This window comes from Mesorhizobium loti (genome assembly GCF_003148495.1).
Taxonomy (GTDB): Bacteria; Pseudomonadota; Alphaproteobacteria; order Rhizobiales; family Rhizobiaceae; genus Mesorhizobium; species Mesorhizobium loti.
On the sequence record NZ_QGGH01000003.1, the window covers coordinates 576,569 to 603,303 of the forward strand.

The following is a 26,735-nucleotide window of genomic DNA, read 5'->3' on the forward strand; positions in this document are numbered from 1 at the left end:
GAGCAGCCTGGGCCGCAACATGTTCGATGGATACATTATCTGCGGCACGCCGAGAACCGGAAGCACTCTGTTGTGCAAGCTTCTGGAGTCCACGAAGACGGCCGGCACGCCCCACTCATTCTATCGGCGGCAGGACGTGTCGGAGTGGGCCGAAGAGTGGAAGCTTCCTGATCGCGACACGATCAGCGAACTCGAATTCAATGTCGCCTATCTCAACGCGGCGATCGCCGCCGGCAAGGGTGGGACCGGCCTCTTCGGCCTTCGCTTGATGCGCGAAAATCTGGATGAACTCTCGGCCATCCTCGACCGGATTTTCCCAAAACTGCCATCCGATAGAGCGCGTCTTGAAAAGGCCTTTGGCCTCATCCTCTACATACACCTCTCTCGGGAGGACAAGCTTGCGCAGGCTGTCTCTCTGATCAAAGCCGAGCAGACCGGCCTTTGGCATATCGCTCCCGACGGCACCGAGATCGAAAGGGTCGCACCGCCGAAAGAGCCCCAATATGATTTCGAGCGGATCAGGCGTGAGGTCACGGAACTCGAGACCTATGATGCAGCCTGGAACATTTGGTTCGCGGAGCAAGGCATATCCCCGCTGCGGGTCGGCTATGAGCGTCTTGCCGCGAACCCGGCTGCGACATTGCTAGGCATCTGCGAAGCCCTGGGGGTCCGAGCCCCTGGCGCCGAGGATGTAAGCCCCGGCGTTGCAAAGCTCTCTGACGACACGAGCCTCGACTGGATGCGCCGCTATCGTCTGGACGCAGCCGTCTGACGCATCTGTAGACGCGGCTAGGCGGTCCTGGCCACCACCGTCTCGCTGAGCCAGGTGCCGATCTTGGTGCCGAGGCGGTCGGGCGAAACGGGCTTCGGCAGATAGTCGTCCATGCCGGACTCGATGCACTTGTCGCGATCGCCCTTCAGCGCATGCGCGGTGACGCCGATGATCGGTATGTGGGTGCCCGTCGAGGTCTCCATGGCCCGGATCGCGCGGGTCGCTTCGTAGCCATTCATCTCCGGCATCGAGACGTCCATCAGGATCAGCTTGGGGCGCAGCGCCCGGTACATCTCGACCGCCGTGCGGCCGTTGCCGGCGATGCGGTAGCTCAAGCCCAACCCATTGAGGATCTGGCCGAACACCAGCTGGTTCACGTCATTGTCCTCGGCAATCAGGATGTCGATCGGTCCGTTTGGCGTGGTTGTCGATTCCGGCACTACCGCGACCGGCATCGCCGGGCCGCGGATGACGGTAAAGGCAGGTGGTGCTGCCGGGGGAGCCTGCACGATCGGTTCGCGGACGAACTGCGCCTTGCCGACCTGCGAGCGGGCCTTCTGCACGACCGAGATGACGGTGCCGAGCAGGACCGCGGAGCGCGCCGGCTTGGTCAGGTGCGCGGCAATGCCGAAGTCGATGATCATCTTGCCGAAATCGACCTGGTCGACCGAGGTCAGCAACACCACCGGGATGGAGGATAGCCGACTGTCGTAAGCAATGGCTCTGGCGACGTCGGCGCCGTTCATGCCCGGCATCTGATAGTCGAGGATGATGCAGTCGACGGCGGCGCCCAGCTGAAAGGCGCGGTCGAGGAAGGCCAGCCCGACGGCGCCGCTTTCGGCGGCGGCACAATCGAAGCTCCAGCTCCTGAGCTGCTCGAGCAGGATTTCGCGGTTGACCGGATTGTCGTCGATGACCAGCACACGCGCGCCGGTTACGTCGACCGGCACGATTTCGTCACGCGCCGCGGCCTGATGCGCGGGCAGCGGCACAGCGAACCAGAACACGGAACCGCGGCCGATCTCGCTCTCGACGCCGATCTTGCCTGCCATCAGGTCGACGAGGCGGGCGGCGATGGCGAGGCCCAGCCCAGTGCCCTCATGACGGCGGGTGGACGAGCCGTCGACCTGCGCGAATTTCTCGAACACGTTCTGCAGTTTCTCGGCCGGTATGCCGATGCCGGTGTCCTCGACGCGAACCTTGAGCTGGACCACGTCGTTGACGATCTCGCCGCCGACATCGATCAGCACATGACCCTTTTCGGTGAACTTCACCGCGTTGCCGAGCAGGTTGGTGATGATCTGCCGGAACCGGCCGGCGTCGCCGACGACATGGGCCGGCAGGCGCGGGTCGACGCGCACGATCAGTTCGAGGTTCTTTTCGGCGACGCGCGCCGATACCAGCGTCGCCACATCCTCGACCGCCTCGGAAAGGCGGAAGGGAGCGGGGTCGAGGGTGAGTTGCCCGGCATTGATCTTCGAGAAATCGAGGATGTCGTTGATGATGGTGAGCAGCGCATTGCCGGATTTGACGATGACGTCGGTGAAGGTCCTCTGGCGCGCCGTCAAATCGGTCTTGGCCAGCAGTTCGGCCATGCCGAGCACGCCGTTCATCGGCGTGCGGATTTCGTGGCTCATATTGGCCAGGAATTCCGACTTGGCGCGGTCGGCGGCCTCGGCCTTGAACAGGGATTCGGCGGATTCGGCAAAGGCGCGGCGGATCGCCACTTCCATCGGGCGGAAGATCCAGAAGGCGACGATGGCAAGGGCTGCGAACAGGATGCCGCTTGCCCACAACAGCAGCCTGTCTGAGGAGGCATCGGCCAGTTGGCGCTCATCGTCCATGGCGGTGCGGACGCGGACCAGCATGGGCTGGGCGAACAGGTCGTTCTGGTTGCGGATTTCGCGATAGCTCCACTCGTCGACCTTCTGCGCCACCGACATCAGGTTGAAGTTGCGCACCATGTCGCGCGGCGACCAGAACAGGTCGCCGTTGACGGAAGTGGATTGGAGTTCGTTGACGGTCTTGGTCGACAGGCGCGGCTTGATCGCGGCAAGCTGGGCGGTCAGCGTCTCGATCTCGCCGGTCAGGCGTTCCGAATGGCCGCGCGCCGATGTGGTCAGCGCATCGCGTGTCTCCGCCCGCCAGGCTGTGCCGGTCGTTTCGGCAAAGCTGGTCGCGTTGCGCAGGTCGCGGGTGAAGATGACGAGGTTGCTGCTCAGCGCATCGATGTCACGGCGAAAGGAATTGACACGATCGAGCGCAATCACGATGCCCGCGGAAGCCAGCGCGAAGATCAGCAACCCCGAAATATAGCGAATCCGGACTGACCGGATGAAGGACGAATATTCCGGCATGCGCAACCCCAACACATACGCACCATTTTAATGGTCGGGATTACGCTTCATTTACATTAAAATTTCGTGTGGATAGGCGAGCCATGCGAACCGCCGGATGGATGACAGCTTCTTGACCCTGACAATCCTTCCGAGGTCACTTTCGGGTCTCAGGCCGCCACGGCGACGAGGGCGCGGATGCGGCCACTCACCGGGCCCTCCCCGAACCGTTTCCCCATGGCATTCGCCACGTATCGCGTCGCCTCCTCCAGCGAGCCGCCGCGCGCCTCGATCTCGGCACGCAGGGGTGTGCCCTGGCAATAGGCCGCGGCCGCCTCATAAGGCGACGGAGCGGCACTCACGGCATCCAGAGGCTCGATGGTGACGTCACGGAACCCGGCGGCATGCAGGTCGCCACGGACGGCGTCCGCATTGTGATAGCCGTGCGGCGTCCTCGCCATGAAGCGCGGCGGATCGGTGGGGAAGAAATCGCCGAGCGCCCGCGTCACTTCATCGGCGAACTCGTTCTCTTCGATGGCGCCCCAGACGTTGAACAGAAAATGCCCGCCCGGCCGCATCACCCGCCGCGCTTGGCCGTAGGCGCCCACCCGATCGGGGAAGAACATCGCACCAAATTGGCAGACCACGGCGTCGAACTGTGCGTCCTCGAAGGGCAGCGCCTGGGCATCGGCCTGCTGCCAGATGATCCGAGGATCGTCCGCCATCCGCGTGCGCGCGTGGTCAAGCATGGGCTGGTTAAGATCGGTGGCCACGATGCGTGCTTTCGCCGGCAGTCTTGCTGCGAGCGCACGTGTTACCACACCGGTGCCCGCAGCCACTTCGAGCACCGATTGCGGTCCGAGTTTCGACGCCCGCTCCGCCAGATCCCGCGCATATGGCTCGAAGATCAGCGGCACCATCGCCCGGTCGTAGACCTCGGCAATGGAACCGCTGAACAGCTTGTCGGTGGTCGACATGGCATCCCTCCAACTCTGTCCGCACCGCGTGGTTGCCGTGAGGATGGCAAAGCGATGTCGATCCTCTGCTTCGGCAGGCTTCCGTTCAAGTTCAATCTCTGAACCGGTCGGCGGGGACGAGCGTGCTTTGATCAGCGATCAGCTCGATGTCTTGGTTGGCCCCGACCTCAGCTGTTACGCACCGCCACGAATGTCGCCGCTTCCTTCAGCAACTGGGCATCGTCGCCATAGGGCTCAAGCAGTGCATGCGCCTGTTCGACGAGACCGTGCAGTTGGCTGCGCGCCCAATTCGCGCCATGCAGCGCGACCAGCGTCGCCTTGCCGGCGGCAGCGTCCTTGCCGGTTGCCTTGCCCATCTGGCTGGCATCGGCGGTCAGGTCGAGCAGGTCGTCGGCGAGTTGGAAGGCAAGACCGATCGCGGAGCCGAATTCGGCCAGCCGCTCCCGATCCTCGGCAGGAGTGCCGGCGATGAGGGCGCCTGCCTCGCAGGCAAAGCGGATAAGCGCGCCGGTCTTCATCGCCTGAAGCCGGATGATGCCGGCCTCGTCCGGTGGGTCCTGTTCGGCTTCGAGGTCGAGCTTCTGGCCACCGACCATGCCACCTGCTCCGGCCGCGCGGGCAAGCGCCAGCACAAGGGCTGCCCGCCGCTCCGCCGGCAGCGTGGTCGCCTCGCCGGCAATGATGTCGAAGGCCAGCGTCAGCAAGGCGTCGCCGGCCAGGATGGCGGTTGCCTCGTCGAAGGCCTTGTGCACGGTCGGCTGGCCACGGCGCAGATCATCGTCGTCCATGGCGGGCAGATCGTCGTGGATCAGCGAATAACAGTGCACGCATTCAAGCGCGGCGGCGACGCGCAGTGCCGCCTCGCCGTCGGCGGAAAAAAGTGCCGCACTTTCCATGACCAGGAAGGGGCGCAGGCGCTTGCCGCCATTGAGCACGCCGTGGCGCATCGCCGCCATCAACCGGTCGGGCCGGGCGATCTCGCCCGAAAGCGCGCGGTCGTCGAGCAATCGCCGCAGAAGCACCTCGACGGCGGCAGCCCGTCTGATGAGTGCCATTTCGAACGCCATTTCGTCGTCATTCGTCATGGCCGGGACCGGTAGCCGACACTCAGACGTTGCGCAAGAAGGCAAGCGCCATTATGCCGGAGCAGGCAAATGTACGGGTTGGGCGGCTTGGCGGAACCGATCGTCGATCATGAAACCGAAAAGCTGGACATGGCGACGAGATCGCGAGGCGTAAACCGCCGCGGTCTCAAGCGCTGGGTCCGGCGCGGCATCGTCGTGGCCGCGGTGCTGGCTTTGATTCCGGTCGTGCTGACGTTCCTCTATCTGCCATCCTTCGTGCATCCGGTCTCGACGCTTATGCTGAAGGACCTGGCGACGTTCTCCGGCTATGACCGCCGCTGGGTGTCGATCGACGATGTGTCGCCGGTGCTGGCCAATTCCGTCATCATGTCGGAGGATGGGCAGTTCTGCTTCCATCGTGGCGTCGATCTCGGCGAATTGCGGGGCGTCGTCGACGACGCGCTGGCCGGCGAAGCAACGCGCGGCGCTTCGACCATCACCATGCAGACGGTCAAGAACCTGTTTCTGTGGTCACGGCCGCTGGGTTCGGTGCGCAAGGTGGTCGAACTGCCGCTGGCAGTCTATTTCGATGCGGTGATGTCGAAACGGCGCATCATGGAAATCTATCTCAACATCGCCGAGTGGGGGCCGGGCATCTACGGCATCGAGGCCGCGGCACAGCATCATTTCGGCGTTTCGGCAAAACAGCTGTCGCGACGGCAGGCTGCACTTTTGGCCGTTTCCTTGCCAAATCCGATCGCCCGCAACCCGGCCAAACCCGGGCCGGGCCTGAGAAGACTCGCCAACCTCATCGAGCGCCGGGCTGGTCGTTCGGGCGCCTATGTCGGTTGTCTTCGCTAGACAACTCAAAAAAATTCGCGGCAGTGCTGGCCAAAACGGCACAGGGCGTGTATAGGCACCCGACTTTCTCAGATTCCGGCCCCGACATGGCCCTTTCACGAGGGCGGGCGGGGCTTTTTGACCATGTAATGGAGCATATCCATGGCCGTTCCGAAACGAAAAACCTCTCCGTCCAAGCGCGGCATGCGCCGCTCGGCCGACGCTCTCAAGGCCCCGACCTATGTCGAGGACAAGAATTCCGGCGAAATGCGCCGTCCGCACCACATCGACCTGAAGACCGGCATGTATCGCGGCCGTCAGGTGTTGACGCCCAAGGAAAGCTGAGACCAGCTTTTCCAAAGGTTTGAATTACAAAAGGACCGGCCAGTGGCCGGTCCTTTTGCGTTTGGGGGCCGGGTGGCGCGCATCTCGAAGCGTGGGCGGCAATCGTCGCAGCTCTCCAGCCGAGCAACCGGCTGACATGGTTGTTGCGTGCGGTCTTCGACCGTGTTCAGGGCTGCCACCGAAACATCTTGACGGCGTGCCTGTGGCGCATTCTACAAAGGATTGCCCCCACATGGAGACGCCAGATGTTCGGTGCCATTCCGCTGCTGATCGTGCCTTTCGTGCTCTACAATCTCGGACTGCTGGGAATATTCGGCAGCGGTGACGATCCGTGGGCGAGCGAGGTCTTCTCGTTCAGCATGATGTCGGGCGGCGTGTTCTCGATGACGCTTGGCGATCTGATGGTGCTGATTGGGCTGATCTTCCTGTTCCTCGAAATGGCGAAGTCGGTGCGCACGACCAATGCCTCGATCATGGACCACCTTCTGTCGACGCTGGTCTTCGTGGCGTTCCTGGTCGAGTTCCTGCTGGTGAAGGGCGCCGCCCACTCCGTCTTCTTCACGCTGATGGTCATCGCGCTGTTCGATGTGCTGGCCGGATTCGCGGTGTCGATGCGGTCGGCCAGTAGAGACATCAATCTGAATTAGAGCCGGCGCCGACGCCAGCGCTCAGCCCGGATCGGCGGTAAAGCCGGCTGCCTCGATGCCGGCGATTGCCGCCGTTTCGTCATTGTCCGACGTGTCGCCTGAAATGCCGACGGCGCCGATGATGGCGCCGGCCTTGTCGCGGATCAGCACGCCGCCGACGACCGGCAGCACGCGTCCGCCCGACACGTCCGAGATGCCAGCGACGAGATGCGGGCGCTCCTTGGCGAAGGCCTCGACTTTGCGCGAGCCCATGCCGATGGCGAGCGCGCCGTAGGCCTTGCCGGCCGACATTTGCGGGCGCAGGAACGAGGCGCCGTCCTGGCGCTGGAAGGCGACCAGATGCCCGCCGGCATCAAGCACCGAGACGCCGAGCGGCTTGAGCTTGAGATCGGCGCCCTTGGCAAAGGCAGCATCGATGATTTGCCTGGCTTTTTCGAGCGGCAGTGCGGTCATGGCAGTCTCCTGGTTGAAACGCGTCGATCATTGACCGTCGACGGGCGAGATAACATCCCGGTTTCGGTTGAAATTGCTTCGCGTGAAGAGGCGGGATGGAAAGCGGCCTTCGCCGACACCATGCGGATAGGCCTTGACGCTTGTCTGGCTCCAGGCGTGGCTGGTCTATTTTTTCTTGGCGCGGGCCGGCTTCTTGGCGGGCGCCGCCGGCGCGTTGGCGAGATCTTCCGCTTCCTTGGCGAGACGGAGCGCCCGCAACTTGTTGGTCTTGGCCTGGCGGGCGTCGCTCTCGGCGACGTATTCGGCCATCGCCTTCTGGCGGACGGTTGCCGCCTCTTCCTGCTTCTTGAAACGCAGGTCGGCGCGCGCGCGGGCAGCATCCCGAGAGTTTTCAACCAAGACCTTATCCAATCCCGTAAAATGTGATTTTCCGCCTCTTCTAGCAGAGCCGGCCCTAAAACGGGAAAATAAGTTGGTTACGCGGCCGTGCTGGCGGCGAGGGCCTTGCTGGCGACCACCGCCTCATAGGCGGCCTGTAGGGTCGCGCGGACAGAAGGGCCAGACATCGTATCGAGCGGCATGCCGAGATGTTCGTGGCGCAACTCGTCCATGAATTTGTCCCACATCGGCTGTCCGCCCTTTTCCAGAAGTTCGGCGCGGATCGACAGTTCGTCGCTGACCGGCAGCCAGACGCGGCCCCAGGCGCCGAGATGGGCCAGGATAGGGACCAGCGTGATCGCCATCTCGGTCAGGCTGTAGATCGCCTTCTGCTTGTGCGAGGGATCATCGGCCTTGGTCAGCATGCCCAGCTCCATCAGGCGCTTCAGCCGGTCGGCGAGGATGTTGGAGGCAATGCCTTCCATCGATCCGTTGAGCATCTCGCGAAAATGGCGCCTGCCGCCGAAGATCATGTCGCGAAGGATGATCAGGCTCCAGCGGTCGCCGAACACTTCCAGCGACAGGTTGATCGGGCATCCGGACCGGCGATCCATGCTCATGAGATTTCTCCAAAACCGGTTGCATTATCGTATCAGTTTTATTATCGTGCAACCGATTGCGAAATGCAATCAGTTTTGCAGAGAGGAAGCCGCGCCATGACGACGATCGAACGCCCCGAAATCATATCCGAAGCCTTTGGCGACCCGGCGAACCCGCCGCTTTTGCTGATCATGGGAGCCATGGCCTCGATGCTCTGGTGGCCGGAGGCGCTGTGCCGGAAACTGACTGAGGCCGGCCTGTTCGTGATCCGCTATGACAATCGCGATACCGGCCGCTCGACCAAATACAAGCCGGGCGAGCCGCCCTACACATTCGACGACATGGCGGACGATGCAATGCATGTTCTCGACGACCACGGCATCGACAAGGCGCATGTCGTCGGCATGTCGATGGGCGGCATGATTGCACAGTTTGTGGCGCTCAAGCATCCCTCCCGCGTCGCATCGCTGACCGTCATTAGCAGCTCGCCCGTGGGAACCGACACCTCGCATCTGCCGCAAACGAGCGATGCCTATACCGAGCATTCGGCCGAAGGGGCCAAAGTCGACTGGTCGGACCATGGCCAGGTGGTCGATTTCATCGTCAGAGATGCGCGGGCGATCGCCAGCATCGCGCATCCATTCGACGAGGCCGGGACGCGGGCTTTCATTGAGCAGGATTACGACCGCTCCGGCGGCTTCCTGAGCGCGACCAACCATTTCATGCTCAAAGGCGGCGCCGCATGGAAGGGCCGCCTTCACGAGATGGAGGCTCCGCTGCTGGTCATCCACGGCACGGCGGATCCGATCTTTCCGGTCGAACATGGCGAGGCGCTGGCCGAGGCGGTCATTGGCGCAAAACTCATCCACATCGAAGGCGGCGGCCATGAGCTGCATCCGGACGATTGGCCGGAGATATCCGCGGCAATCGTTGCTCACATCCAAGCCAGCTGAGGCGGCACAGGCGGGTCTTGACGGACGGCGCCTGTCGCAATAGTTAAGTGAATGCTTGAGTATTGGCTCCGGTAAGCCGTGTATCGGCCACCGACGAACCACCAAACAGACGAGCGAAAAATGTCCCTGACGATTCATTTCCATCCGCTGGCCTCCTTCTGCTGGAAGCCATTGATCGCGTTGTATGAGAACGCCACGCCGTTCACGCCTGCCATCGTCGATCTCGGCGATGCAGAGTCGCGCGCGGCCTTCCTGAAGATTTCGCCGACCGGCAAGATGCCGGCGTTGCGCGACGATGCGCGCGACCGCACGGTGCTGGAATCGACCATCGTCGTCGAATATCTGGCCGCGCACTATCCGGGGCCGGTCGACCTCGTGCCGGCCGATATCGACCTGGCGCTGGCAGTCCGCCAGGCCGATCGCTTCTATGATTTCTATGTGCAGGAGCCGATGCAGAAGATCGTCGGCGACCGGTTGCGCCCCGACGACAAGACCGATCCATTCGGCGTCGAGCAGGCCCGCGATCAGCTGCGCAATTCCTACGCCATCATCGAGCAGGACATGCAGTCGAAGACCTGGGCGATGGGCGACACCTTCACCATGGCCGATTGTGCGGCGTCCCCCGCGCTTTTCTATGCCAACAAGGTCGAGCCGTTCGGCGACAATTATCCGGCCATGAAGCGCTATCACGACCGCCTGGTGCAGCGGCCTTCTTTCGCCCGGGTGATCGAGGAGGCGCAGCCCTACTTCAAGTTCTTCCCCTACAACAACGGCTGATCGCAATGCTGCACGATCCTGCCCAGCTCGACCGGATGTTCCAGGCGCTCGCCGATCCGGCGCGGCGACAGATGGTCGACCGGCTGTCGCGCGGCCCCGCTTCGGTCAGCCAGCTGGCCGAGCCGCTGGCGATGTCGCTGTCGGCTGTCGTCCAGCACCTGAATCTTTTGGAGGCAAGCGGCCTCGTGCGCACGCAAAAGCTTGGCCGGGTGCGCACCTGCCAGATCGAGCCGACGGCATTGAGAGCGGCAGAGCATTGGATCAATGAGCGGCGTCTCGCCTGGGAACGTCGGCTTGACCGGCTCGGTGATTTTCTCGCGGAAACCAAGGATGAGACCTGAAGGAGGCAATCATGACCCAACGTTCCGTCGTCCACTCCACATTTGTCATCGAGCGCAGCTACCCTTCGGCGCCCGCAAGAGTCTACTTCGCGCTGAGCGATCCGGCCGCCAAGCGACGCTGGTTCGCCGACCCCGACAACCCGATGCCGAGCCGGCACGAGATGGACTTCCGCGTCGGCGGCAAAGAGGTCAATGCCGGCTGCCCGAGCGACGGGCAGATGCATTTTTACAACGCGGTCTATCAGGACATCGTGCCGAACCAGCGTATCGTCTATAGCTACGAGCTGTTGTTTGGCGATATCCGCGTATCGGTATCGCTGGCCACGATCGAAATTCTTCCCGAGGGCAAGGGCACGCGGCTGGTGCTGACCGAGCAGGGCGCTTTCTTCGACGGCCATGACACGTCATCCACGCGCGAGCATGGCACGGGCGAACTGCTCGACGCGCTCGGCGCGTTCCTGAGGAGCGATGCTTGAGCTTCGCAGCGCGTGTTGCGGCTGGCCGAACGGGTCAGGCTTCCCAGAATTGATCGAGCCAGATGTTGAGTTTGAGGAAGCCGGTGTTGCTCACCGTATAGACACGCCTTGTTCCTTCCGGCTTGGCGTGGACCAGGCCGGCATCGAGCAGCACTTTCAGATGTTGCGACACGGCCGGACGTGAGACCGGCAAGCCGGCGGCCAGTTCGGTGACGGTTTTCGGGCCGCGGCGAAGTTCTTCCAGAAGATGGCGCCGGTTGGGGTCGGCAATCGCCATGAAGGCGTCGGAAAACATCATGCCTGTATTAGTGAGGCAAAGCCTTTCGAATCTCAACCGTCTGCTTCTGCTTTTCTTCTGGGATCAAGCCGCAATGCTTCCGGGGTGACTGAGCGGTCGGCCGGCTGCGTCTTGAAGGCGTCACGGTCGCCGATCGGCACCGGCGCGCGGCGGCTGATGCGCAGCAGCGTATAGCCCGCCAGGCAAAGATGCGCGAAGGCGGTCGCGAGAAACAAGCCTTCCGGGCGCATCCAGCCCATCAGGGCGGCGGCCAGCAAGGGGCCGATCATCGTGCCGAAGCCGTAGAGCAGAAGCAGGCCGCCCGACACCTTGACGAAATCCTCCGAGCGCGCGTGGTCGTTGGCATGGGCTACGGCGATCGAATAGAGCGTATAGGCGAAGGCGCCATAGGCTGCGGTGAAGACGATAACGAAAACGCTGGAGCGTGGCTCGAACAGGAAGATCAAGAGCGCGAACAAGGCCGCGCCGAAAGCTGCCCCCGCCAGCACGAAACGCCGGTCGGTCTTATCGGACAGGCGCCCGGCCGGAAGCTGCATGGCGGCGCCGGCAACGACCACCAAGCTCATCATCAGGGCGATCTCGGCCGTGGAAATGCCGATGCGGGCGCCGTAAACCGCGCCAAGCGTGCCCCAGGCGCCGTTGGCGATGCCGATCAACACGCAAGCGACCGCCGACACCGGCGAGTTGGCATAAAGGCCTTTGACGTCGAGCGAGACGTCCTGCAACGGCTTGGGGTGGGAAGCGCTCGAGACCGCGGTTGGAATGAGCGACAGGCAAAACAGGATGCCGGTGATCATGAACAGCGACGCCGATTTCACGTCGCCGCCGGCGACGATCATCTGCCCGCCCATGATCGAGGCATAGGTGACCATCATGTAGAGGCCGAAGACGGTGCCGCGGTTCTCGTTGGTGGCCTTCTCGTTCAGCCAGCTTTCGATGACCATGAAGGCGCCGGCCATAGTGAAGCCGGTGAAGGCCCGCAGCAGGATCCAGACATATTCGTCGATGATCAGCCCGGTGAGTAGCGCCACGATGGCGCCGGATGCAGCAAAGGCGCCGAAGGCGCGCACGTGGCCCGCGCGGCGCACAATGCGCGGTGCGAAGAAGCAGCCGGTGACGAAGCCGCCGGCCCAGGCCGTGCCCATCAGGCCGAGCGATGCGGTCGAGAAGCCTTCCAGCTGACCGCGCAGCGGCAGGAGCAACCCGTGCAATCCAGACGCCGCGAGCAGGAAGGCAGTGCCGCGAAGCAGCGAGAGGATCGGTCGGTAGGTTGCGAACATTGTTTGATCCGGCTCGAGTGTGGCGGGGCGCTGGGTCTGAAGACAGTCGCATTCGGGCTTTTCGGCGGCGAGCTCATTGCGCTCGCGCACCTATCCGCGACGGAACAGTGCTTCGGCCGCCGATTTGGTGTTGTCCTTGGCCTTGAGCTCGGCCTCCAGCCTGGCGATCTCGTCGCGCAGGATGCCGATGCGTTCCGAAAGCTCGCCAACGGAAAGCAAGGACAGGTCCTGCCCGATCTCGTGCGGGCGTGCCTTCTTCTTGGGTTCGTCGTCGAAGATCGCCATCGTCGCTCCTCCTCCGCCAAGACCAGATTGGCCATTTGCCTGATTTGGCAATCAGCATACATAGAGCGGGGGCGTCGATGCAAACAGCCGGTCGGATAACGGCGAGAAAAGACGGGAAATCTCATGGCGAGCGGACAGAAAATTCCGGCAAGAATGACGGCCATCGCGATCTCGGAGCCAGGCGGCCCACGGGTGCTGAAGCCGGAAACGCGCGACGTGCCGCAGCCTGGTCCCGGCGAGATCCTGATCAAGGTGCATGCCGCCGGCGTCAACCGGCCCGATATCCAGCAGCGCAAGGGCGCCTATCCGGCGCCGCCCGGCGCGTCGGACCTGCCGGGCCTCGAGGCATCGGGCGAAGTGGCGGCCCTTGGCGACGACATATCGCGCTGGCGCATCGGCGACCGCGTCTGCGCGCTGACGCCCGGCGGCGGCTATGCCGAATATGTCAAGGTTCATGCCGGCAGCGTGCTGCCGCTGCCAGCCGGCTTTACCCACACCGAAGCCGCCGCCGTGCCAGAAAATTACTTTACCGTCTGGCACAATGTGTTCGAGCGCGGCGGCCTTAAGCGCGGCGAAACGCTGCTTGTCCATGGCGGCTCGTCCGGCATCGGCACCACGGCAATCCAGCTTGCCTCGGCCTTCGGCGCCTATGTCATCACCACCGCCGGCAGCAAGGAGAAGTGCGATGCCTGCCTGAAGCTCGGCGCCGACCGGGCGATCAACTATCGCGAGGAGGATTTCGTCGCCGCGGTGAAGGAGGCGACGGGCGGCAAGGGCGCCAATGTCATCCTCGATATGGTCGGCGGCTCCTATGTCGAGCGAAACTACGAGGCCGCGGCGGTCGAAGGCCGCATCGTCCAGATCGCCGTGCAAGGCGGCGCTGTCGCAAGCGCGGACTTTTCGAAGATCATGGTCAAGCGGCTTACCCACACTGGCTCAACGCTGAGGCCACGCACCGTCGAGTTCAAGGCGGCGATCGCGGCGGCGCTGGAAGCGCAGGTGTGGCCGTTGCTCGGCACCCGCAAGGTGGCTCCCGTCATGGACATGATCTTCCCGCTCAGCGAGGCCTGGCGGGCGCATGAGCGCATGGAAGAGGGTGAGCATATCGGCAAGATCGTGCTCGACGTCGGCTGACAGCGGCATCGCTCGCTCGGCCTGCAGGCCGAGCGAGCGAGGTCCGCCTCCGCGGCTGCCTACAAGATGAACAGAAGCTTAATGCTGCAATGCAGCATTTGCATCATTGCTATGCAAAATCGGCCATTCAAGTCCTCATCGATGACGCCTATTTGAGCACCATCGAAACGAACATCATTCTGGAGGACTACCATGAACCCGATCCGCGCTTTCCGTAACTGGCGTATGTACACCGAGACCGTCCGCGAACTGAACCGTCTCAACGCGCGTCAGCTCAGCGATCTCGGCATCAACCGCGCCGACATCGAAAAGATCGCCCGCAAGGCCATCTAAAGCCAGGTCTGGTCCGCTCCGGCGGACCAAGCCGTAGAAGCCAGAGCCGCATCAGACGACTTTCGTCGCGGTTCCGAGCCCGCTGGACCCAGTCTGGCGGGTTTTGTCGTTTTAGGGCCGGGATGATCGACGACGGTCTCAACCGATGCCGATCATCGAGCAGGATTGACCTCAGTTTTCAGCATGGCATCTTGGCTCGGGCGCTTTCACAAGGGCGAACCCTGATGGAAGCAGCGGCAAGCTCCAACATCCCGCCAAGACCGGGCGCACTTGTCTCGAACGGATCTTTGCCAAGACCGGAACCCGCCAGCAAAGCCAGCTTGTCGTTCTGCTCAAGAGTGCGGAACCGTTTCGGCAAGGCCCCGCAGCTTCCGGCGATTGCTTCCAAAAACGTTGCGAAACGGCAAGAGAGCGGTTATACAGACCGCGAATTTCCCATTTTGGTGGCTCTAAACCACCGCCCGCGCGGGAACGCGGGCGAACGAGAAGGATTTTTAAATGGCCAATACGCTGCTGATGCCCAAGGCGACCGCCGTCTGGCTGGTTGACAACACCGCGCTTTCCTTCGAGCAGATTGCGCAGTTCTGCGGGCTGCATCCGCTCGAGGTCAAGGCGATCGCCGACGGCGAATCGGCGCAAGGTATCAAGGGCATGGACCCGATCATGACCGGCCAACTGACCCGCGACGAGATCGCGCGTGCCGAGAAGGATCCGAACCAGCGCCTGAAGCTTTCCGACCCCAAGGTCCGGGTGCCCGAATCCAAGCGCAAGGGTCCGCGCTATACGCCGCTGTCGAAGCGGCAGGACCGGCCGAATGCCATTCTCTGGCTGGTGCGCAACCATCCCGAGCTCAAGGACGCACAGATCTCGCGCCTCGTCGGCACCACCAAGTCGACGATCGAGCAGATCCGCGAACGCAAGCACTGGAATTCGGCCAATCTGCAGCCGATGGACCCGGTGACGCTGGGTCTTTCCTCGCAGATCGACCTCGACATGGAAGTCAACCGCGCCTCGCGCGGTCGCGAACAGGCGCAGCCGGTCGGTGACACGCTGCTGCCGGCGGCCCTGACCGAGCGGCTGGTGCCGGCTCCCGAAAAGCCGAAGGACGAGGATGCCGAACTCGACGCCAACGCCGTGTTCGCCAAGCTCTCGGCCTTGAAGTCGAAGAACACGGACAACGACGACGACGAGTGAGATTGTCCGACATTCCAAGAAAAAAGCCCGCTTCGAGCGGGCTTTTTTGTGGGGCGCGTCGGGTCTCAGGTCCGCGCCGCGCGATCCGGCGCCATGCCATAATCCTCGCTGCGCTCCACCGCCCGGTAGAAGTCGGCAAGCTGCTTGCCGCGCTCCGGTTTGAAGATGTGGCCGGCGATGACCACGGAGGCGATGCGATCGATGCGGAAGGCGCGAAAATCATCACGCATCTCGCACCAGGCGACCAGCGTCCACACCTTGCCCCAGAACCACAGGCCAAGCGGTCGGATATCGCGAGCGGTGCCGCGGCCGGCCTCGTCGGAGTAGTCGATGGTCAGCACCTGGCGCTTTTCGACAGCGCGCTCGATCAGGTCGATCGCCTCGCGGGCGGCGTCGCTGACTACCCACATCGGCGTGTGGATCTCGGTGCGCGCGATGCGGTCTTTTTCGGCATCGGGCAGCACGGCGCCGATCTTGACCAGCGCCTCTTCGGCGGCGCGCGCCATGGCAGCACCGCCAAAGGCGCGCACCATGCGGGCGCCGGCGACCAGCGCAACGATCTCGTCACGCGTGAACATCAGCGGCGGAAGGTCGAAACCCTCCCTCATCATGTAGCCAACGCCGGCCTCGCCGTCGATCGGCACCCCTGTCGACTGCAGGTCGGCAATGTCGCGGTAGATGGTTCGCTCGGAAACCTCGAGCCACGTGCCGAGCTTCTGGGCAGTGACCAAACGGCCACCGCGCAGATGCTGCACGATCTGGAAGAGCCTGTCGGCGCGGCGCATCGTATGGTCCCTCGGCGTTGTTTCTTTTCATGTCGCCCAAAACCGCAGAACACTTTTAGGCGGTGCTCATCGTGTTTTGGGCATGCCGTTATCCCAAAACCGCAGAACGCTTTTGGGTGGCATGCATCATGGTTTCAGCCCTTCGCGCTTGCGTTGCGCGACTATAAACGCCGCGCCGAAGGAAAGTTTCTTCGTCGTCGGCGTTTTCGCATCGAGCACGCGCCAAAACGGTGCCACATCGCTCAACATCATGCCGCGCTCCAAATCCTCTTTGGCGGCTTCGGCAACGGTGCGCAGATGGTAGCCGATGGTAACCGGGCATGTCACTTCGGCGCCATGCTCGATGGCGAGCGCCGTGCGTAGCGCACGCACATCCATCTCGACGCCTTCGGGAATCGAGCGGATGAAATCATCGACCTGGCGCGCTGTCGGCACCAGCATCGGCTGGCCTTCGATGACATCGGCCATCGTGCGCGGCGTCGGCTTCACGCCGTTGATGCCTGGTGTGTTCAGTCTGTCGTTCCAACTCTTCATCGATCGTCCTTTCGACCGCCGATGCACAGTGTCTGAGGCTTGCACCATTGCACGCTCCTCCTGACAGCATACTGTCAGGAGGCTTCAGCATACTCCTTGGCGAACAGCGTCCGCATCTGCGCGAGATCGCTGCCTCTTTCGGGATAGAGCGTCTCCAGAAAGGCAAGCGCGAATGTCCCTGGTGCCGAACCGGGCGCGGAAACAATTTTGCCGTCAGTCACGGCATACGGCACATCCTGGTAGTTGCTGTCGCCGGCATAGCCGGCTTCATGACCATTGATCCAGTCACGACCATTGCTGGTGTGTTTGGCTTTCTCGAACAGGCTGGCGCGGGCCAATGCCAGCGTGCCGGCGCAGATACCGCCGACCACGCTGCCGCGCGATGCAACAGCGTTGAGCAGATCGGCGACATCCGGCGGTGCCTTGCCGGCCCACTCGTCGGAGCCGATGACGGCGATTGCGTCGAGATCGGTATTCTCATCCGCCGCGCCCGATCGATCGGGCGTCAGCCGAAAGCCGCTGATCCCGGTCACTGGCTTGCCATCAGGCGTTAGCGACACGGCACGGGCGCCGAACCATTCGACCGCCGAGGCCGCCAGCAGCCCATACTCCCAGTCGGCAAAACCTTCGATGAAAAGGAAGCCGATTGTCTTCTGTTCGGGCATAAGCTCGCTCCCATCCTCACGCACCGGATCTGTTATCTGGGCGTTGACGCGCCCACATCCAACCGCTGTGTCGAAAAATTCGTCTCAATTGCCGCGGAAGCGACGTTCGGCATACATGTCCGGCCAGCCGATATCCTTGCGAATGTCCGCCGGCAACGAGTTCATGAACCGCTGGGTGCGGATCTCGTTGCGTATCGTGCGTATCTTGCCGACATAGTGCTGCACGCCGCGCAGAATGGTGGAACCGTTCATGGCTAGTCTCCTCTCTCTGATGGAGACACTATCGCACACCCCTCCTGACAGCAGTCTGTCAGGAGGATGGCAGGGCGGCGACTATAATTCCGACCGGTGTATTTGCCAGGAAGGGGATACTTCTTTCACGACGTCAGACGGTGGTTGGCACAGGCTTGCTTCATGTCGATTGTTCACCGGAGCGACCCTAATTGAGGCGCCGTTGTTCAGCTTCCGGCGACGGACTGTCGGAATGCGCGGCCTTCAGCAATGGTGCAGCAGTTCTGATATGAAGGGAGAAAATTCTTCCCCAAAACCAGGGAGACGACCATGAGCCTGCAACTGACAGGAATCCACCATCTCACCGCCATCACCGCCAATGCGCCGGGCAATCTTCATTTCTATACGAAGGTCCTGGGCCTGCGGCTGGTCAAGAAGACGGTGAACCAGGACGATACCTCGGCCTACCACCTCTTCTATGCCGACGGTGAAGCGACGCCGGGCACCGACCTTACCTTCTTCGACTGGCCGGTTGGCCGCGAGAAGCGCGGCACGCACAGCATTGCGCGGACCAGCCTCAGGGTCGGCAGCCGGGAGAGCCTTGCCTGGTGGAAGCAGCACTTGGCAGACGAAGGCATTGTAACAGGAGAGATCGCCGACATCGGCGGCTACCCCTGTCTGGATTTCGAAGACCCCGAAGGCCAGCGTCTGCGCCTCGTCAGCGATGGCGGCAAGGGCGACAGCCATCCCTGGGCGCAAAGTCCGGTACCGGCCGAGCACCAGATTCGCGGGCTCGGGCCGATCGTCATCAGCGTTCCCGACATCACCAACACCGAGGCGGTGGTGACCAAGGTGATGAACATGCGCAAGGCCCGCGACTATGCCTCGCCGGAGGGTCAGGTTCACGTCTTCGAAATGGGAGAGGGCGGGCCGGCGGCGGAGTTGCATGTCCTGGTGCAGCCGGGACTGGCGCCGGCACGGCAAGGTGCGGGCGCGGTTCACCATGTCGCCTTCAGGGCGCCGGACCAGGAGACGCTGCATCAATGGACGGCGCGGCTGGCCGAGTTCCGGCTGCCGTCGAGCGGCGAGGTCGAGCGCTATTACTTCCGCTCGCTCTATTTCCGCGAGCCGAACGGCATTCTGTTCGAGATCGCCACCGACGGGCCGGGGTTCACTGCCGACGAGCCGCTGGAAACGCTAGGTGAAAGTCTGGCCCTGCCGCCATTCCTCGAACCGAAGCGCGCATCGATCGAGGCCGGCCTCAAGCCGCTGAAGTAGATCGCTCGCGGTCAAAGGGGGGCGCCGCGTTTCCGGTTCGGGATCGCGGCGCCCATTCTTTCTCAGGCAACGAAGGACGCGCTTTGACAGCCGGCCGCGTTGCTGGTCAAAGGCGGCATGTCGAAACTCCTCGCGCTCGTCATTGTTGGCATCATGGTCATCCAGTTGATCAAGCCGCTCGGCTGGCCGGGGCTGAAACGGCGCAGCGACTTCTGGAAGCTGGCGCTGCTGGCGATGGCGGCGATTTCGATAACAGCCGTGCTTGGGCATTGGACATAGACCAGCACCCGGCAAGGTGGGCCGTGCCGGCCCTCTAATTGGCTAGCACAAGGTCGACGAGATGTTCTGCCCAGGCGCGGTAACCGGCTTCCGATGCGTGAAAGCCGTCGGAGGCAAAGCCGGCCTCGGGATTGGTGATCGGCAGGCGCGGCGCCGACACCGCACCGCGCTCCAGGCAAAGGCGTTCACCCATCCGGTTCATTTCGGTGGCGCGGATTTCGAGGATTTTGCCGAGCAGCGGCGGCATCGCCGGCGCCCGCGTGAACTCCAGCACCGGCGACCACACCACACGCGCTTCCGGCCATTTGGCGCGCAGGCCATAGAGCAGCCCGCCGAACTCCTTCTTGAAGCGCGGCACGGAGTGAAAATTCTTGGTGTCGTTGGTGCCGATGGCCAGCACGATATGCGTCCATGGATCGGCCGACAGATTGGGCAGTACGTGGTCGCGAATCTGGCCCGACGTCGCCGAATTGAAGCCGGCAGCACGCCAGCGCACGGCGCGGCCTGTATTCTGTGAAATCAGCACGGCGAGTTGCGCGGCAAGCCCATCTTCCGAATTGCCGATGCCGACCGAAGCGGCGGAGGAATCGCCCAGCACCAGAAGCGAGATCGCTGGCGCCTTGCCTGATATTTCGTGCATGACCGGCCCCTGCGCCGGCAGCATGCGCGTCGTGCGGCGTCGCACACCGAGGCCTTGCCAGATATAGACCGGGAAGGCGAGCCAGGTGAGGAGTGCCGGGAAGCGCATGGTAATACCGTTAAACGATCAGCCGCAGCCTTAGCGCATGTTTGGGCTGACGTGAACGATCTTCAATCGCAGCAATTCGCCTGCCCCGCTTGCTTGCCCTGATATTCATCATGCAGGCGCACCCAATCCATCAGGCCGTGATAGGGGCCGGTTTCGTTGCGGCCCTTCGGCGTCATGTCGAGATAGTCATACGTGCCGATCAGTGCCTCGCCGCCGCGGGCGCGCGACATGAAGGTGAGGAAGAGGTCGCCGGTCTCGTCCCTGTAGAAAACACTGCTGCCGGGAAGCTCCTTCGATGTCCTGGGACGGGTCTCGAAATTGTAAGTGGTGTCGCCGGCGGCGATCTGCCTGTCGGTGAAGGAGACCTGCATGTCGAAGTTGAAATCGGAGGCATAGGACGACACCCAGTCGAACTTCCAGCCCATGCGCTGCTTGTAGGGCAGAAGTTCCGCCAGCGGCGCGCGCGAAACCACGACCAGCGACACGTCGTGATGTCTAAGGTGCTGATTGGCGCCGTCGATATGGTCGGCAAGGAACGAGCAGCCCTCGCAATGATGGCTGCAGCCCGGCCCGAACATGAAGTGATAGACGATCAGCTGGCTGTTGCCGGCAAATAGGCCGGTCAGTTTCTTCGGCCCTTGCTCGGTCTCGAAGACATAGTCCTTCCTGATCTTCAGCCAGGGCAGTTCGCGCCGCTCAGCTGCTATCCGCTCGCGAAGCCGTGTCAGTTCCTTCTCGCGGGCCAGGTGTGCCTTGTGCGCCTGGAACCAGTCTTCGCGCGAAACGATCTTGTTGCGATGCATGAACCTCTCCCTGTCTGTCACCCCAAGGACGTTTGGAATGAGCGCAACCCGACATTGCTGTCGGGTTTTGCCGAAGGGGAAATAAGGACGGAGAGGCTCCATCCCAAGCCCGGCACGTCACAAACAAAAAACCCGGGCGCATCGGCCCGGGTTCGAAGGAGGAAGAAAGAACTGTGATTAGGCGGCCTGTTCCAGGCTTGCCTTCCATTTTCCAAGCGCCGCCAGATGGTTCATATGGGCGCGATGGGTGAAGGCGGCCTGGCCGGCGGCGACGTTCGAGGCCTTGCCGCTCCAGGCTTTCTGCGGCGCGGCCTGCAGCGCGCGGCCATAGGAGAAGGTCAGCTTCCAGGGATGCGGGCCGATGGCGTTGATGGCGTTGAGGTTGGCGGTCGCCTCCTCGTCCTCCTGGCCGCCGGAGAGGAAGGCGATGCCCGGCACCGCTGCCGGTACGGTTTCGCGGAACAGTTTTATGGTCTTTTCCGCGACTTCTTCCGGACTGCTCACCTTGCCCGATTTCTTGCCGGCCAGCACCATGTTGGGCTTCAGGATGGTGCCTTCGAGCACCACGCGCGCCGCATGGAGCTCGTCATAGAGCTTGATCAGCGTTGCCTTCGAGATCTCGTAGCAGGTGTCGATGTCGTGGGCGCCGTCCATCAGCACTTCCGGCTCGACGATTGGCACGATGCCGGCCTCCTGGCAAAGGGCTGCATAGCGGGCGAGCGCATGGGCGTTCGAGTTGATCGAGTTGGCCGAGGGCACGCCCTTGGCCTGGTCGATGTCGATCACCGCGCGCCATTTGGCGAAGCGGGCGCCGAGCTTGTAGTAGTCGGCAAGGCGCTCGCGCAGGCCATCGAGGCCCTCGGTGATGGTGTCGCCGGGAAAGCCGGCCAGCGGCTTGGCGCCGGCATCGACCTTGATGCCGGGGATGGCGCCGGCCGCCTTGATGATGTCGACCAGCGGCGTGCCGTCGGCGGCCTTCTGGTGGATCGTCTCGTCATAGAGGATGACGCCGGAAATGTAGCGGGTCATCGCCTCCCTGGCGCGGAACATCATCTCGCGGTAGTCGCGTCGGCTGTCGGCGGTCGATTCAACGCCAATGACGTCGAAGCGCTTCTTGATGGTGCGGGAACTTTCGTCGGCGGCCAGCAGGCCCTTGCCATCGGCGACGATCGCGGCGGCAATGTCTTCGAGACGTTCGCTCATTGTTGCTTCTCCTGAAGGGGTTCGTTCCGCGCTTAACGGAAGTCTACCGCCAAAGGAATGGCATCGGAAAGCGCGAATCGATTGAAAGCTGCTGGCGCCCTTGTTCGCTCTCCGAGTGTTGATCGTCAGAGCCTCAGCGCTTCAGCACATCGACGCCTGGCAGCGGCTTGCCTTCCATCCATTCCAGGAAAGCGCCGCCTGCGGTCGAGACATAGGTGAAGTCGTCGGCGACGCCGGCATGGTTGAGCGCCGCCACCGTATCGCCGCCGCCGGCGACCGAGATCAGCTTGCCGGCCTTGGTGCGCGCCGCCGCGTGCTTGGCCGCCGCCACCGTCGCATGGTCGAAGGGCGCGATCTCGAAGGCGCCGAGCGGACCGTTCCAGACCAGTGTCGCGGCGCGGTCGATCCATTCGCCGATGGTCGTCACGGTTTTGGCGCCGACGTCGAGGATCATGCCGTCTGCCGGCACGTCGGAGATGGCGACGGTCTCGCAGGCCGCGCCCGCCTTGAACTCCCTGGCGACGACGCCGTCGACCGGCAGGATGATGGCGCAGCCGGCCTCTGCCGCCTCGATCATGATCTGCTTGGCGGTCGAGGCGAGATCATGCTCGCACAGCGATTTGCCGACATCGGTGCCGCGCGCGGCGAGGAAGGTGTTGGCCATGCCGCCGCCGATGACGAGTGCGTCGACCTTCTTTACCAGGTTCATCAGCAGGTCGATCTTGGTCGAGACCTTGGCGCCGCCGACAATGGCGACGACCGGACGGACCGGTTTGCCCAGACCCTTCTCCAGCGCTTCGAGTTCGGCCTGCATGGTGCGGCCGGCAAAGGCCGGCAACAGATGCGCCAGCCCCTCGGTCGAGGAATGGGCTCGGTGCGCCGCCGAGAAGGCGTCGTTGACGAAGATATCGCCATTGGCGGCGAGCCTTTCGGTGAAGGCCGGATCGTTCTTCTCCTCGGCCTTGTAGAAGCGGGTGTTTTCCAGCAGCAGCACGTCGCCCTTGTTCATGGCGGCGATGGCGCTTCCCGCCGTATCGCCGACGCAGTCAGAGGCAAACCCAACGGGGCGGCCGAGCACCTCAGCCGTCGCCCTGGCGATCGGCTCCAGCGAGAATTCGGCCGAAGGGCCATCCTTCGGTCGGCCGAAATGGGCAAGCAGGATGACCTTGGCGCCCTTGCCGGACAGTTCGGCGATGGTCGGCGCGATGCGTTCGATGCGGGTGGCGTCAGTGACCTTGCCGTCAGCGACAGGCACGTTGAGGTCGACGCGCACCAGCACGCGCTTGCCGCTGATGTTGCCGATATCGTCGAGGGTCTTGAAGGCGGCCATGCGGGTTCCTTTTCGCGAAAAATCGCCGGGAACATACCCCGCGCCAACGATGATGCAAGGCTTAGGCCGGATTCGAAACGAAATTTTGAAGTTGGCACGATTCTGTGCCGACGGCGGATTAAGGGCAACCCCCACAATCGAAGCTGTCAGCTCTTGGTCGTTGCCTTCTCCTCTTTCGGCTCGGAGGCTAGTTTCTCGTCCGCCTGCACCTCTGCCAACTGCGTCTCGGTCGGCTTGCGCCAGTTGCGGATGAAGGCGGAGACACGGTCGCCGATTTCGCCGGCGCTCAGGAAAACCGGCACCCGCGCCACCGGCGCGGTCGGCTCGAAGGACAGGCCGAGGCCTGTGATCTTGCCCTTGTCGTCGACGTCACGAACGATCAGCTCGATCGGACCGAGCAGCACGCGGTCGGCATATTCTGCATGGCCGCCGAGCCGCGCCGTGACCAGTGCGCCGACGGTGAGTTTTTGCTCCGCTTCGGTCAAGCCCGGCGTGTAGGCCGCTTCCAGTTCGGCGGCGGAGCGCGCGGGGTCGACGGCGAAGGCGCCGAAGAAATCGGCATCCTCGGGATCGACCACGGCGCGGCTGGCGAACAGCTTGTCGAGCAGGCGCGGATAGCGGTCCGGCACGAAGATGTAGACCTGGTCGCCGGCGGCGAGCCTGCCCATGTCCTGGAAGCGCATCGAGCGGCCGTCGCGCAGCACCAGCGAGGGCCGTGCCCAGCGCGGGATGCGCTCGCCGCGCGCCACCGGGCTGCCGTGGGCAACGCGATAGGCGAGAAGCTCGTGATGGGCCGAGCCCGGCAATTCGAGCTCGACCTTGTCCAGTGGGCCAAGCCGCGCCGGCACAATGAGACCGAGGCGGCGCGCCAGCGGTCCGACCGTCCAGCCCTGGATGACCAGCGACACCAGCACGATGATGAAGGCAGTGTTGAAGATGACACGGCCGTTTTCCAGCCCGCCGAGCAGCGGAGTGATGGCGAGCAGGATCGACACCGCGCCGCGCAGGCCGACCCAGGAGACGAAGGCAACCTCGGGGCGCGGCAGACGGAACGGGATCAGGCAGAGCCAGACCGCGATCGGGCGGGCGATGAACATCAGGAACAGGCCGAGCGCTACCGCCGGCACCATGATCGCCGGAAACTGCGACGGCGTCGCGAACAGGCCGAGGATGAGGAACATGATGATCTGCGCCAGCCAGGACATGCCGTCCTGGAAACGCTTGAGGATGGTGACGGCGCGGATGTCGGAATTGCCGGCGATGAGGCCGGCAATATAGACCGCGAGGAAGCCCGAGCCGCCAATGGCGCCGGCGGCGGCAAAGACCATCAGCGACAAGGTCAGCACGAAGATCGGCAACAGGCCGTGGTCGAGATTGAGCCGGTCGACGAGGCGCACGATGGCGAGGCCGCCGAGCACGCCGACGACCGCGCCGAGGCCCATGTTGAGGAGGAAGCCAAGGAACAGGCTGGTGACAAGGACATTGGTCTCGGGGTTGGCATGGGCGGCGATGATCTCGACCAGCGTGATGGTCAGGAAGATGGCGATCGGGTCGTTGGTGCCGGATTCCACCTCGAGCGTCGAGCGCACGCGTTCGCGCAGGTTGATCTCGCCGGCGCGCAGCAGGAAGAACACGGCGGCCGCATCGGTGGAGGCGACGGCAGCGCCGAGCAGGAAGGATTCCAGCCAGGTGAGGTCGAGCAGATAGTGGGCGGCGGCGCCGAACAGGCCGGTGGTGATAAGCACGCCGAAGGTTGCCAGCGACAGAGCCGGGCCCGCTGCCTGCCGCAAGGCGTTGAGCGGCGTGCCGAAACCGGAATCGAACAGGATGACGGCCAGCGCCAATGAGCCGGCAAAATAGGCGATGCGGGCGTTGTCGAACTGGATGCCGAGACCGTCGGTGCCGCTGGCCAGGCCAATGCAGAGAAACAGGAGCAGAAGAGGGGCGCCGAAGCGGAAGGCGATCAGGCTCGAAAACGCGGCGGCGACGACAAGCGCTGTGCCGACCAGCGTAACGAGATAGATCGCATGCTCCATCCTGAAATCAGCCCCTCAAATTCGTCTGTCTCCTGCTTTACGAGAGAGTGGGGCGAAGACGTGACCAGTGCAAGGCGGCAGGGAGGCTTTTTGACCTATGCCGCTGATTTTCGGATGTTTTGGCGCTCAGGACACAAATCGGCAAGGCGCCAGCCGCCCGCATGAAAAACGCCCGGACAAAGCCGGGCGTTCCAGGTTTCGAAAAGAGAGCTTTGCGATCAGGCGATGGTCTTGCCGAAGGCGACCGCGGTATCGCCCATGCGGTTGGAGAAACCCCATTCATTGTCGTACCAGGACAGCACCGAAACGAAGTTGCCGTCCATCACCTTGGTCTGGTCGAGCGCCATGATCGAAGAACGCGGATCGTGGTTGAAATCGATCGAGACGTTCGGGTGATGGGTGACGCCGAGGATGCCCTTGAGCTTGCCGTTGGAGGCGGCGATCACGGCGTCGTTGATCTCCTGCACGGTCGTCGCACGCTTGGCGATGAACTTGAAGTCGACGACCGAGACGTTCGGGGTCGGCACGCGGATCGAAATGCCGTCGAGCTTGCCCTTGAGGTCGGGCAACACCAGGCCGATCGCCTTGGCGGCACCGGTCGAGGTCGGGATCTGCGACAGGGCCGCGGCGCGGGCGCGGTAGAGATCCTTGTGCATGGTGTCCAGCGTCGGCTGGTCGCCGGTGTAGGAATGGATCGTCGTCATCATGCCCTTTTCGATGCCGACCGTTTCGTGCAGCACTGCTGCCAGCGGCGCCAGGCAGTTGGTGGTGCACGACGCATTCGAGATGACGATGTGGTCCTTGGTCAGTTGGTCGTGGTTGATGCCGTAGACGACGGTGAGGTCGGCGCCCTCGGCCGGGGCCGAAACGACGACGCGCTTGGCGCCGGCGGTCAGATGCGCGGCGGCCTTGTCACGGGCGGTGAAGATGCCGGTGCATTCGAGCGCGATGTCGATGCCGAGTTCCTTCCACGGCAGCTGGGTCGGATCCTTGATCGCGGTGACCTTGAACGTCTCCTTGCCGACGGTGATCTGGTCGCCGGATACCGAGACTTCATGCGGGAAGCGGCCGTGCACGCTGTCATAGCGCAAGAGGTGCGCGTTGGTCTCGACCGGGCCGAGGTCGTTGACGGCGACGACGTCGATGTCCTTGCGGCCGGATTCATGGATGGCGCGCAGGATGTTGCGGCCGATGCGGCCGAATCCGTTGATGGCAACTCTGACGGTCATTATTCTCTCCCTGGGAGCTGTAGGGCAGACGATGGGTCCGCAGTTTCATAGCGGCGGAAGCGGAAAGAATCCAGCCGCAGCGACGTGGATTTAAATCGATTAGGTTGGGCCAGCCCGGCGAAACCGCTTTT

32 protein-coding genes are annotated in these 26,735 nt (G+C 63.2%); 13 read left to right on the plus strand and 19 right to left on the minus strand.

Features of this window, described 5'->3' with window-relative positions; all coding sequences use genetic code 11:
- Positions 1 to 19 precede the first annotated feature (19 nt).
- Positions 20 to 772, plus strand: a complete 753-nt coding sequence (locus C8D77_RS16335; protein ID WP_164757545.1) for a Stf0 family sulfotransferase — start codon at positions 20 to 22, stop codon at positions 770 to 772.
- A 17-nt stretch (positions 773 to 789) separates the two neighbouring features.
- Here C8D77_RS16335 and C8D77_RS16340 read toward each other — a convergent pair whose 3' ends face one another.
- The 3 genes from C8D77_RS16340 to C8D77_RS16350 all read right to left on the minus strand — a co-directional run bounded on the left by C8D77_RS16340 (position 790) and on the right by C8D77_RS16350 (position 5,170).
- A complete protein-coding gene (locus C8D77_RS16340; protein WP_109664967.1) occupies positions 790 to 3,129 on the minus strand; it encodes a response regulator in 2,340 nt (779 codons plus the stop codon).
- Positions 3,130 to 3,278: 149 nt separating this feature from the next.
- Complete coding sequence (locus tag C8D77_RS16345; protein WP_109664970.1) at positions 3,279 to 4,085, minus strand: class I SAM-dependent methyltransferase; 807 nt, start codon at positions 4,083 to 4,085, stop codon at positions 3,279 to 3,281.
- A gap of 167 nt (positions 4,086 to 4,252) precedes the next feature.
- Entirely contained in the window at positions 4,253 to 5,170 is a 918-nt protein-coding gene (locus C8D77_RS16350) for a polyprenyl synthetase family protein (RefSeq protein ID WP_109664974.1), read from the minus strand.
- 78 nt (positions 5,171 to 5,248) lie between these two features.
- Here C8D77_RS16350 and C8D77_RS16355 point away from each other — a divergent pair, with 78 nt between their 5' ends.
- The 3 genes from C8D77_RS16355 (at position 5,249) to C8D77_RS16365 (ending at position 6,981) form a co-directional block, all read left to right on the plus strand.
- A complete protein-coding gene (locus C8D77_RS16355) occupies positions 5,249 to 6,010 on the plus strand; it encodes a transglycosylase domain-containing protein (RefSeq protein WP_109665474.1) in 762 nt (253 codons plus the stop codon).
- Between the two features lie 141 nt (positions 6,011 to 6,151).
- A complete protein-coding gene (gene rpmF / locus C8D77_RS16360) occupies positions 6,152 to 6,334 on the plus strand; it encodes a 50S ribosomal protein L32 (protein WP_008834724.1) in 183 nt (60 codons plus the stop codon).
- A gap of 245 nt (positions 6,335 to 6,579) precedes the next feature.
- Complete coding sequence (locus C8D77_RS16365) at positions 6,580 to 6,981, plus strand: hypothetical protein (protein WP_013529226.1); 402 nt, start codon at positions 6,580 to 6,582, stop codon at positions 6,979 to 6,981.
- A gap of 21 nt (positions 6,982 to 7,002) precedes the next feature.
- Here the strand turns inward: C8D77_RS16365 and C8D77_RS16370 are convergent, their stop codons facing one another.
- The 3 genes from C8D77_RS16370 to C8D77_RS16380 form a co-directional block, all read right to left on the minus strand.
- Complete coding sequence (locus C8D77_RS16370; RefSeq protein WP_109664978.1) at positions 7,003 to 7,434, minus strand: GlcG/HbpS family heme-binding protein; 432 nt, start codon at positions 7,432 to 7,434, stop codon at positions 7,003 to 7,005.
- Positions 7,435 to 7,599: 165 nt separating this feature from the next.
- Positions 7,600 to 7,833, minus strand: a complete 234-nt coding sequence (locus C8D77_RS16375; RefSeq protein WP_023810948.1) for a hypothetical protein — start codon at positions 7,831 to 7,833, stop codon at positions 7,600 to 7,602.
- Between the two features lie 77 nt (positions 7,834 to 7,910).
- On the minus strand, positions 7,911 to 8,432 hold the full coding sequence (locus tag C8D77_RS16380; protein ID WP_109664981.1) for a winged helix-turn-helix transcriptional regulator: 522 nt from the start codon (positions 8,430 to 8,432) through the stop codon (positions 7,911 to 7,913).
- A 96-nt stretch (positions 8,433 to 8,528) separates the two neighbouring features.
- Here C8D77_RS16380 and C8D77_RS16385 point away from each other — a divergent pair, with 96 nt between their 5' ends.
- The 4 genes from C8D77_RS16385 (at position 8,529) to C8D77_RS16400 (ending at position 10,959) form a co-directional block, all read left to right on the plus strand.
- Entirely contained in the window at positions 8,529 to 9,365 is an 837-nt protein-coding gene (locus tag C8D77_RS16385; protein ID WP_109664984.1) for an alpha/beta fold hydrolase, read from the plus strand.
- 120 nt (positions 9,366 to 9,485) lie between these two features.
- Positions 9,486 to 10,142: a glutathione S-transferase family protein gene (locus C8D77_RS16390; RefSeq protein ID WP_109664988.1), complete on the plus strand. Its 657-nt coding sequence runs from the start codon at positions 9,486 to 9,488 to the stop codon at positions 10,140 to 10,142.
- Between the two features lie 5 nt (positions 10,143 to 10,147).
- The gene (locus C8D77_RS16395; RefSeq protein WP_109664991.1) at positions 10,148 to 10,483 is read left to right on the plus strand and encodes an ArsR/SmtB family transcription factor; all 336 of its coding nucleotides are present in this window, start codon (positions 10,148 to 10,150) and stop codon (positions 10,481 to 10,483) included.
- Positions 10,484 to 10,494: 11 nt separating this feature from the next.
- Positions 10,495 to 10,959: an SRPBCC family protein gene (locus C8D77_RS16400; protein ID WP_109664994.1), complete on the plus strand. Its 465-nt coding sequence runs from the start codon at positions 10,495 to 10,497 to the stop codon at positions 10,957 to 10,959.
- A gap of 34 nt (positions 10,960 to 10,993) precedes the next feature.
- Here C8D77_RS16400 and C8D77_RS16405 read toward each other — a convergent pair whose 3' ends face one another.
- The 3 genes from C8D77_RS16405 to C8D77_RS16415 form a co-directional block, all read right to left on the minus strand.
- Positions 10,994 to 11,257 carry an ArsR/SmtB family transcription factor gene (locus tag C8D77_RS16405; RefSeq protein WP_109664997.1) on the minus strand — a complete coding sequence of 88 codons (264 nt, stop codon included), beginning with the start codon at positions 11,255 to 11,257 and terminating at the stop codon, positions 10,994 to 10,996.
- Between the two features lie 32 nt (positions 11,258 to 11,289).
- The gene (locus C8D77_RS16410) at positions 11,290 to 12,537 is read right to left on the minus strand and encodes an MFS transporter (RefSeq protein WP_109665479.1); all 1,248 of its coding nucleotides are present in this window, start codon (positions 12,535 to 12,537) and stop codon (positions 11,290 to 11,292) included.
- 90 nt (positions 12,538 to 12,627) lie between these two features.
- Complete coding sequence (locus tag C8D77_RS16415; RefSeq protein ID WP_027047479.1) at positions 12,628 to 12,822, minus strand: DUF1192 domain-containing protein; 195 nt, start codon at positions 12,820 to 12,822, stop codon at positions 12,628 to 12,630.
- A gap of 123 nt (positions 12,823 to 12,945) precedes the next feature.
- Here C8D77_RS16415 and C8D77_RS16420 point away from each other — a divergent pair, with 123 nt between their 5' ends.
- From C8D77_RS16420 to C8D77_RS16435, 3 genes are all read left to right on the plus strand, one after another.
- Positions 12,946 to 13,956 carry an NAD(P)H-quinone oxidoreductase gene (locus C8D77_RS16420; protein ID WP_109665000.1) on the plus strand — a complete coding sequence of 337 codons (1,011 nt, stop codon included), beginning with the start codon at positions 12,946 to 12,948 and terminating at the stop codon, positions 13,954 to 13,956.
- Between the two features lie 192 nt (positions 13,957 to 14,148).
- Entirely contained in the window at positions 14,149 to 14,289 is a 141-nt protein-coding gene (locus C8D77_RS16425; RefSeq protein ID WP_091578925.1) for a DUF1127 domain-containing protein, read from the plus strand.
- 498 nt (positions 14,290 to 14,787) lie between these two features.
- Positions 14,788 to 15,483: a DUF1013 domain-containing protein gene (locus C8D77_RS16435; protein WP_109665005.1), complete on the plus strand. Its 696-nt coding sequence runs from the start codon at positions 14,788 to 14,790 to the stop codon at positions 15,481 to 15,483.
- A 65-nt stretch (positions 15,484 to 15,548) separates the two neighbouring features.
- Here the strand turns inward: C8D77_RS16435 and C8D77_RS16440 are convergent, their stop codons facing one another.
- The 4 genes from C8D77_RS16440 to C8D77_RS16455 form a co-directional block, all read right to left on the minus strand.
- Complete coding sequence (locus C8D77_RS16440) at positions 15,549 to 16,268, minus strand: helix-turn-helix transcriptional regulator (protein ID WP_109665008.1); 720 nt, start codon at positions 16,266 to 16,268, stop codon at positions 15,549 to 15,551.
- 126 nt (positions 16,269 to 16,394) lie between these two features.
- Positions 16,395 to 16,802: a hypothetical protein gene (locus tag C8D77_RS16445; RefSeq protein WP_109665012.1), complete on the minus strand. Its 408-nt coding sequence runs from the start codon at positions 16,800 to 16,802 to the stop codon at positions 16,395 to 16,397.
- A gap of 74 nt (positions 16,803 to 16,876) precedes the next feature.
- Complete coding sequence (locus C8D77_RS16450; RefSeq protein ID WP_109665016.1) at positions 16,877 to 17,467, minus strand: DJ-1/PfpI family protein; 591 nt, start codon at positions 17,465 to 17,467, stop codon at positions 16,877 to 16,879.
- An 84-nt stretch (positions 17,468 to 17,551) separates the two neighbouring features.
- Positions 17,552 to 17,719 carry a hypothetical protein gene (locus C8D77_RS16455; protein WP_109665021.1) on the minus strand — a complete coding sequence of 56 codons (168 nt, stop codon included), beginning with the start codon at positions 17,717 to 17,719 and terminating at the stop codon, positions 17,552 to 17,554.
- Between the two features lie 309 nt (positions 17,720 to 18,028).
- Between C8D77_RS16455 and C8D77_RS16460 the strand changes: the two genes are divergently transcribed.
- Both C8D77_RS16460 and C8D77_RS16465 read left to right on the plus strand, forming a co-directional pair.
- The gene (locus C8D77_RS16460; RefSeq protein ID WP_109665024.1) at positions 18,029 to 18,976 is read left to right on the plus strand and encodes a ring-cleaving dioxygenase; all 948 of its coding nucleotides are present in this window, start codon (positions 18,029 to 18,031) and stop codon (positions 18,974 to 18,976) included.
- A 117-nt stretch (positions 18,977 to 19,093) separates the two neighbouring features.
- On the plus strand, positions 19,094 to 19,255 hold the full coding sequence (locus C8D77_RS16465; protein ID WP_082525434.1) for a hypothetical protein: 162 nt from the start codon (positions 19,094 to 19,096) through the stop codon (positions 19,253 to 19,255).
- Between the two features lie 34 nt (positions 19,256 to 19,289).
- On the opposite strand, the gene C8D77_RS16470 is transcribed toward C8D77_RS16465, so the two are convergent.
- From C8D77_RS16470 to gap, 6 genes are all read right to left on the minus strand, one after another.
- Positions 19,290 to 20,003 carry an SGNH/GDSL hydrolase family protein gene (locus tag C8D77_RS16470; protein ID WP_109665028.1) on the minus strand — a complete coding sequence of 238 codons (714 nt, stop codon included), beginning with the start codon at positions 20,001 to 20,003 and terminating at the stop codon, positions 19,290 to 19,292.
- A 62-nt stretch (positions 20,004 to 20,065) separates the two neighbouring features.
- Positions 20,066 to 20,806, minus strand: a complete 741-nt coding sequence (locus tag C8D77_RS16475; protein ID WP_109665032.1) for a DUF899 domain-containing protein — start codon at positions 20,804 to 20,806, stop codon at positions 20,066 to 20,068.
- Between the two features lie 177 nt (positions 20,807 to 20,983).
- Positions 20,984 to 22,009: a class I fructose-bisphosphate aldolase gene (locus C8D77_RS16480; RefSeq protein WP_109665035.1), complete on the minus strand. Its 1,026-nt coding sequence runs from the start codon at positions 22,007 to 22,009 to the stop codon at positions 20,984 to 20,986.
- 133 nt (positions 22,010 to 22,142) lie between these two features.
- Positions 22,143 to 23,339 (minus strand): phosphoglycerate kinase, encoded by a 1,197-nt coding sequence (locus C8D77_RS16485; RefSeq protein ID WP_109665038.1) that lies wholly within the window; start codon positions 23,337 to 23,339, stop codon positions 22,143 to 22,145.
- Positions 23,340 to 23,485: 146 nt separating this feature from the next.
- Entirely contained in the window at positions 23,486 to 25,375 is a 1,890-nt protein-coding gene (locus tag C8D77_RS16490; RefSeq protein ID WP_109665041.1) for a potassium/proton antiporter, read from the minus strand.
- Positions 25,376 to 25,593: 218 nt separating this feature from the next.
- Entirely contained in the window at positions 25,594 to 26,604 is a 1,011-nt protein-coding gene (gene gap / locus C8D77_RS16495; protein WP_109665044.1) for a type I glyceraldehyde-3-phosphate dehydrogenase, read from the minus strand.
- Between the last annotated feature and the right edge of the window lie 131 nt (positions 26,605 to 26,735).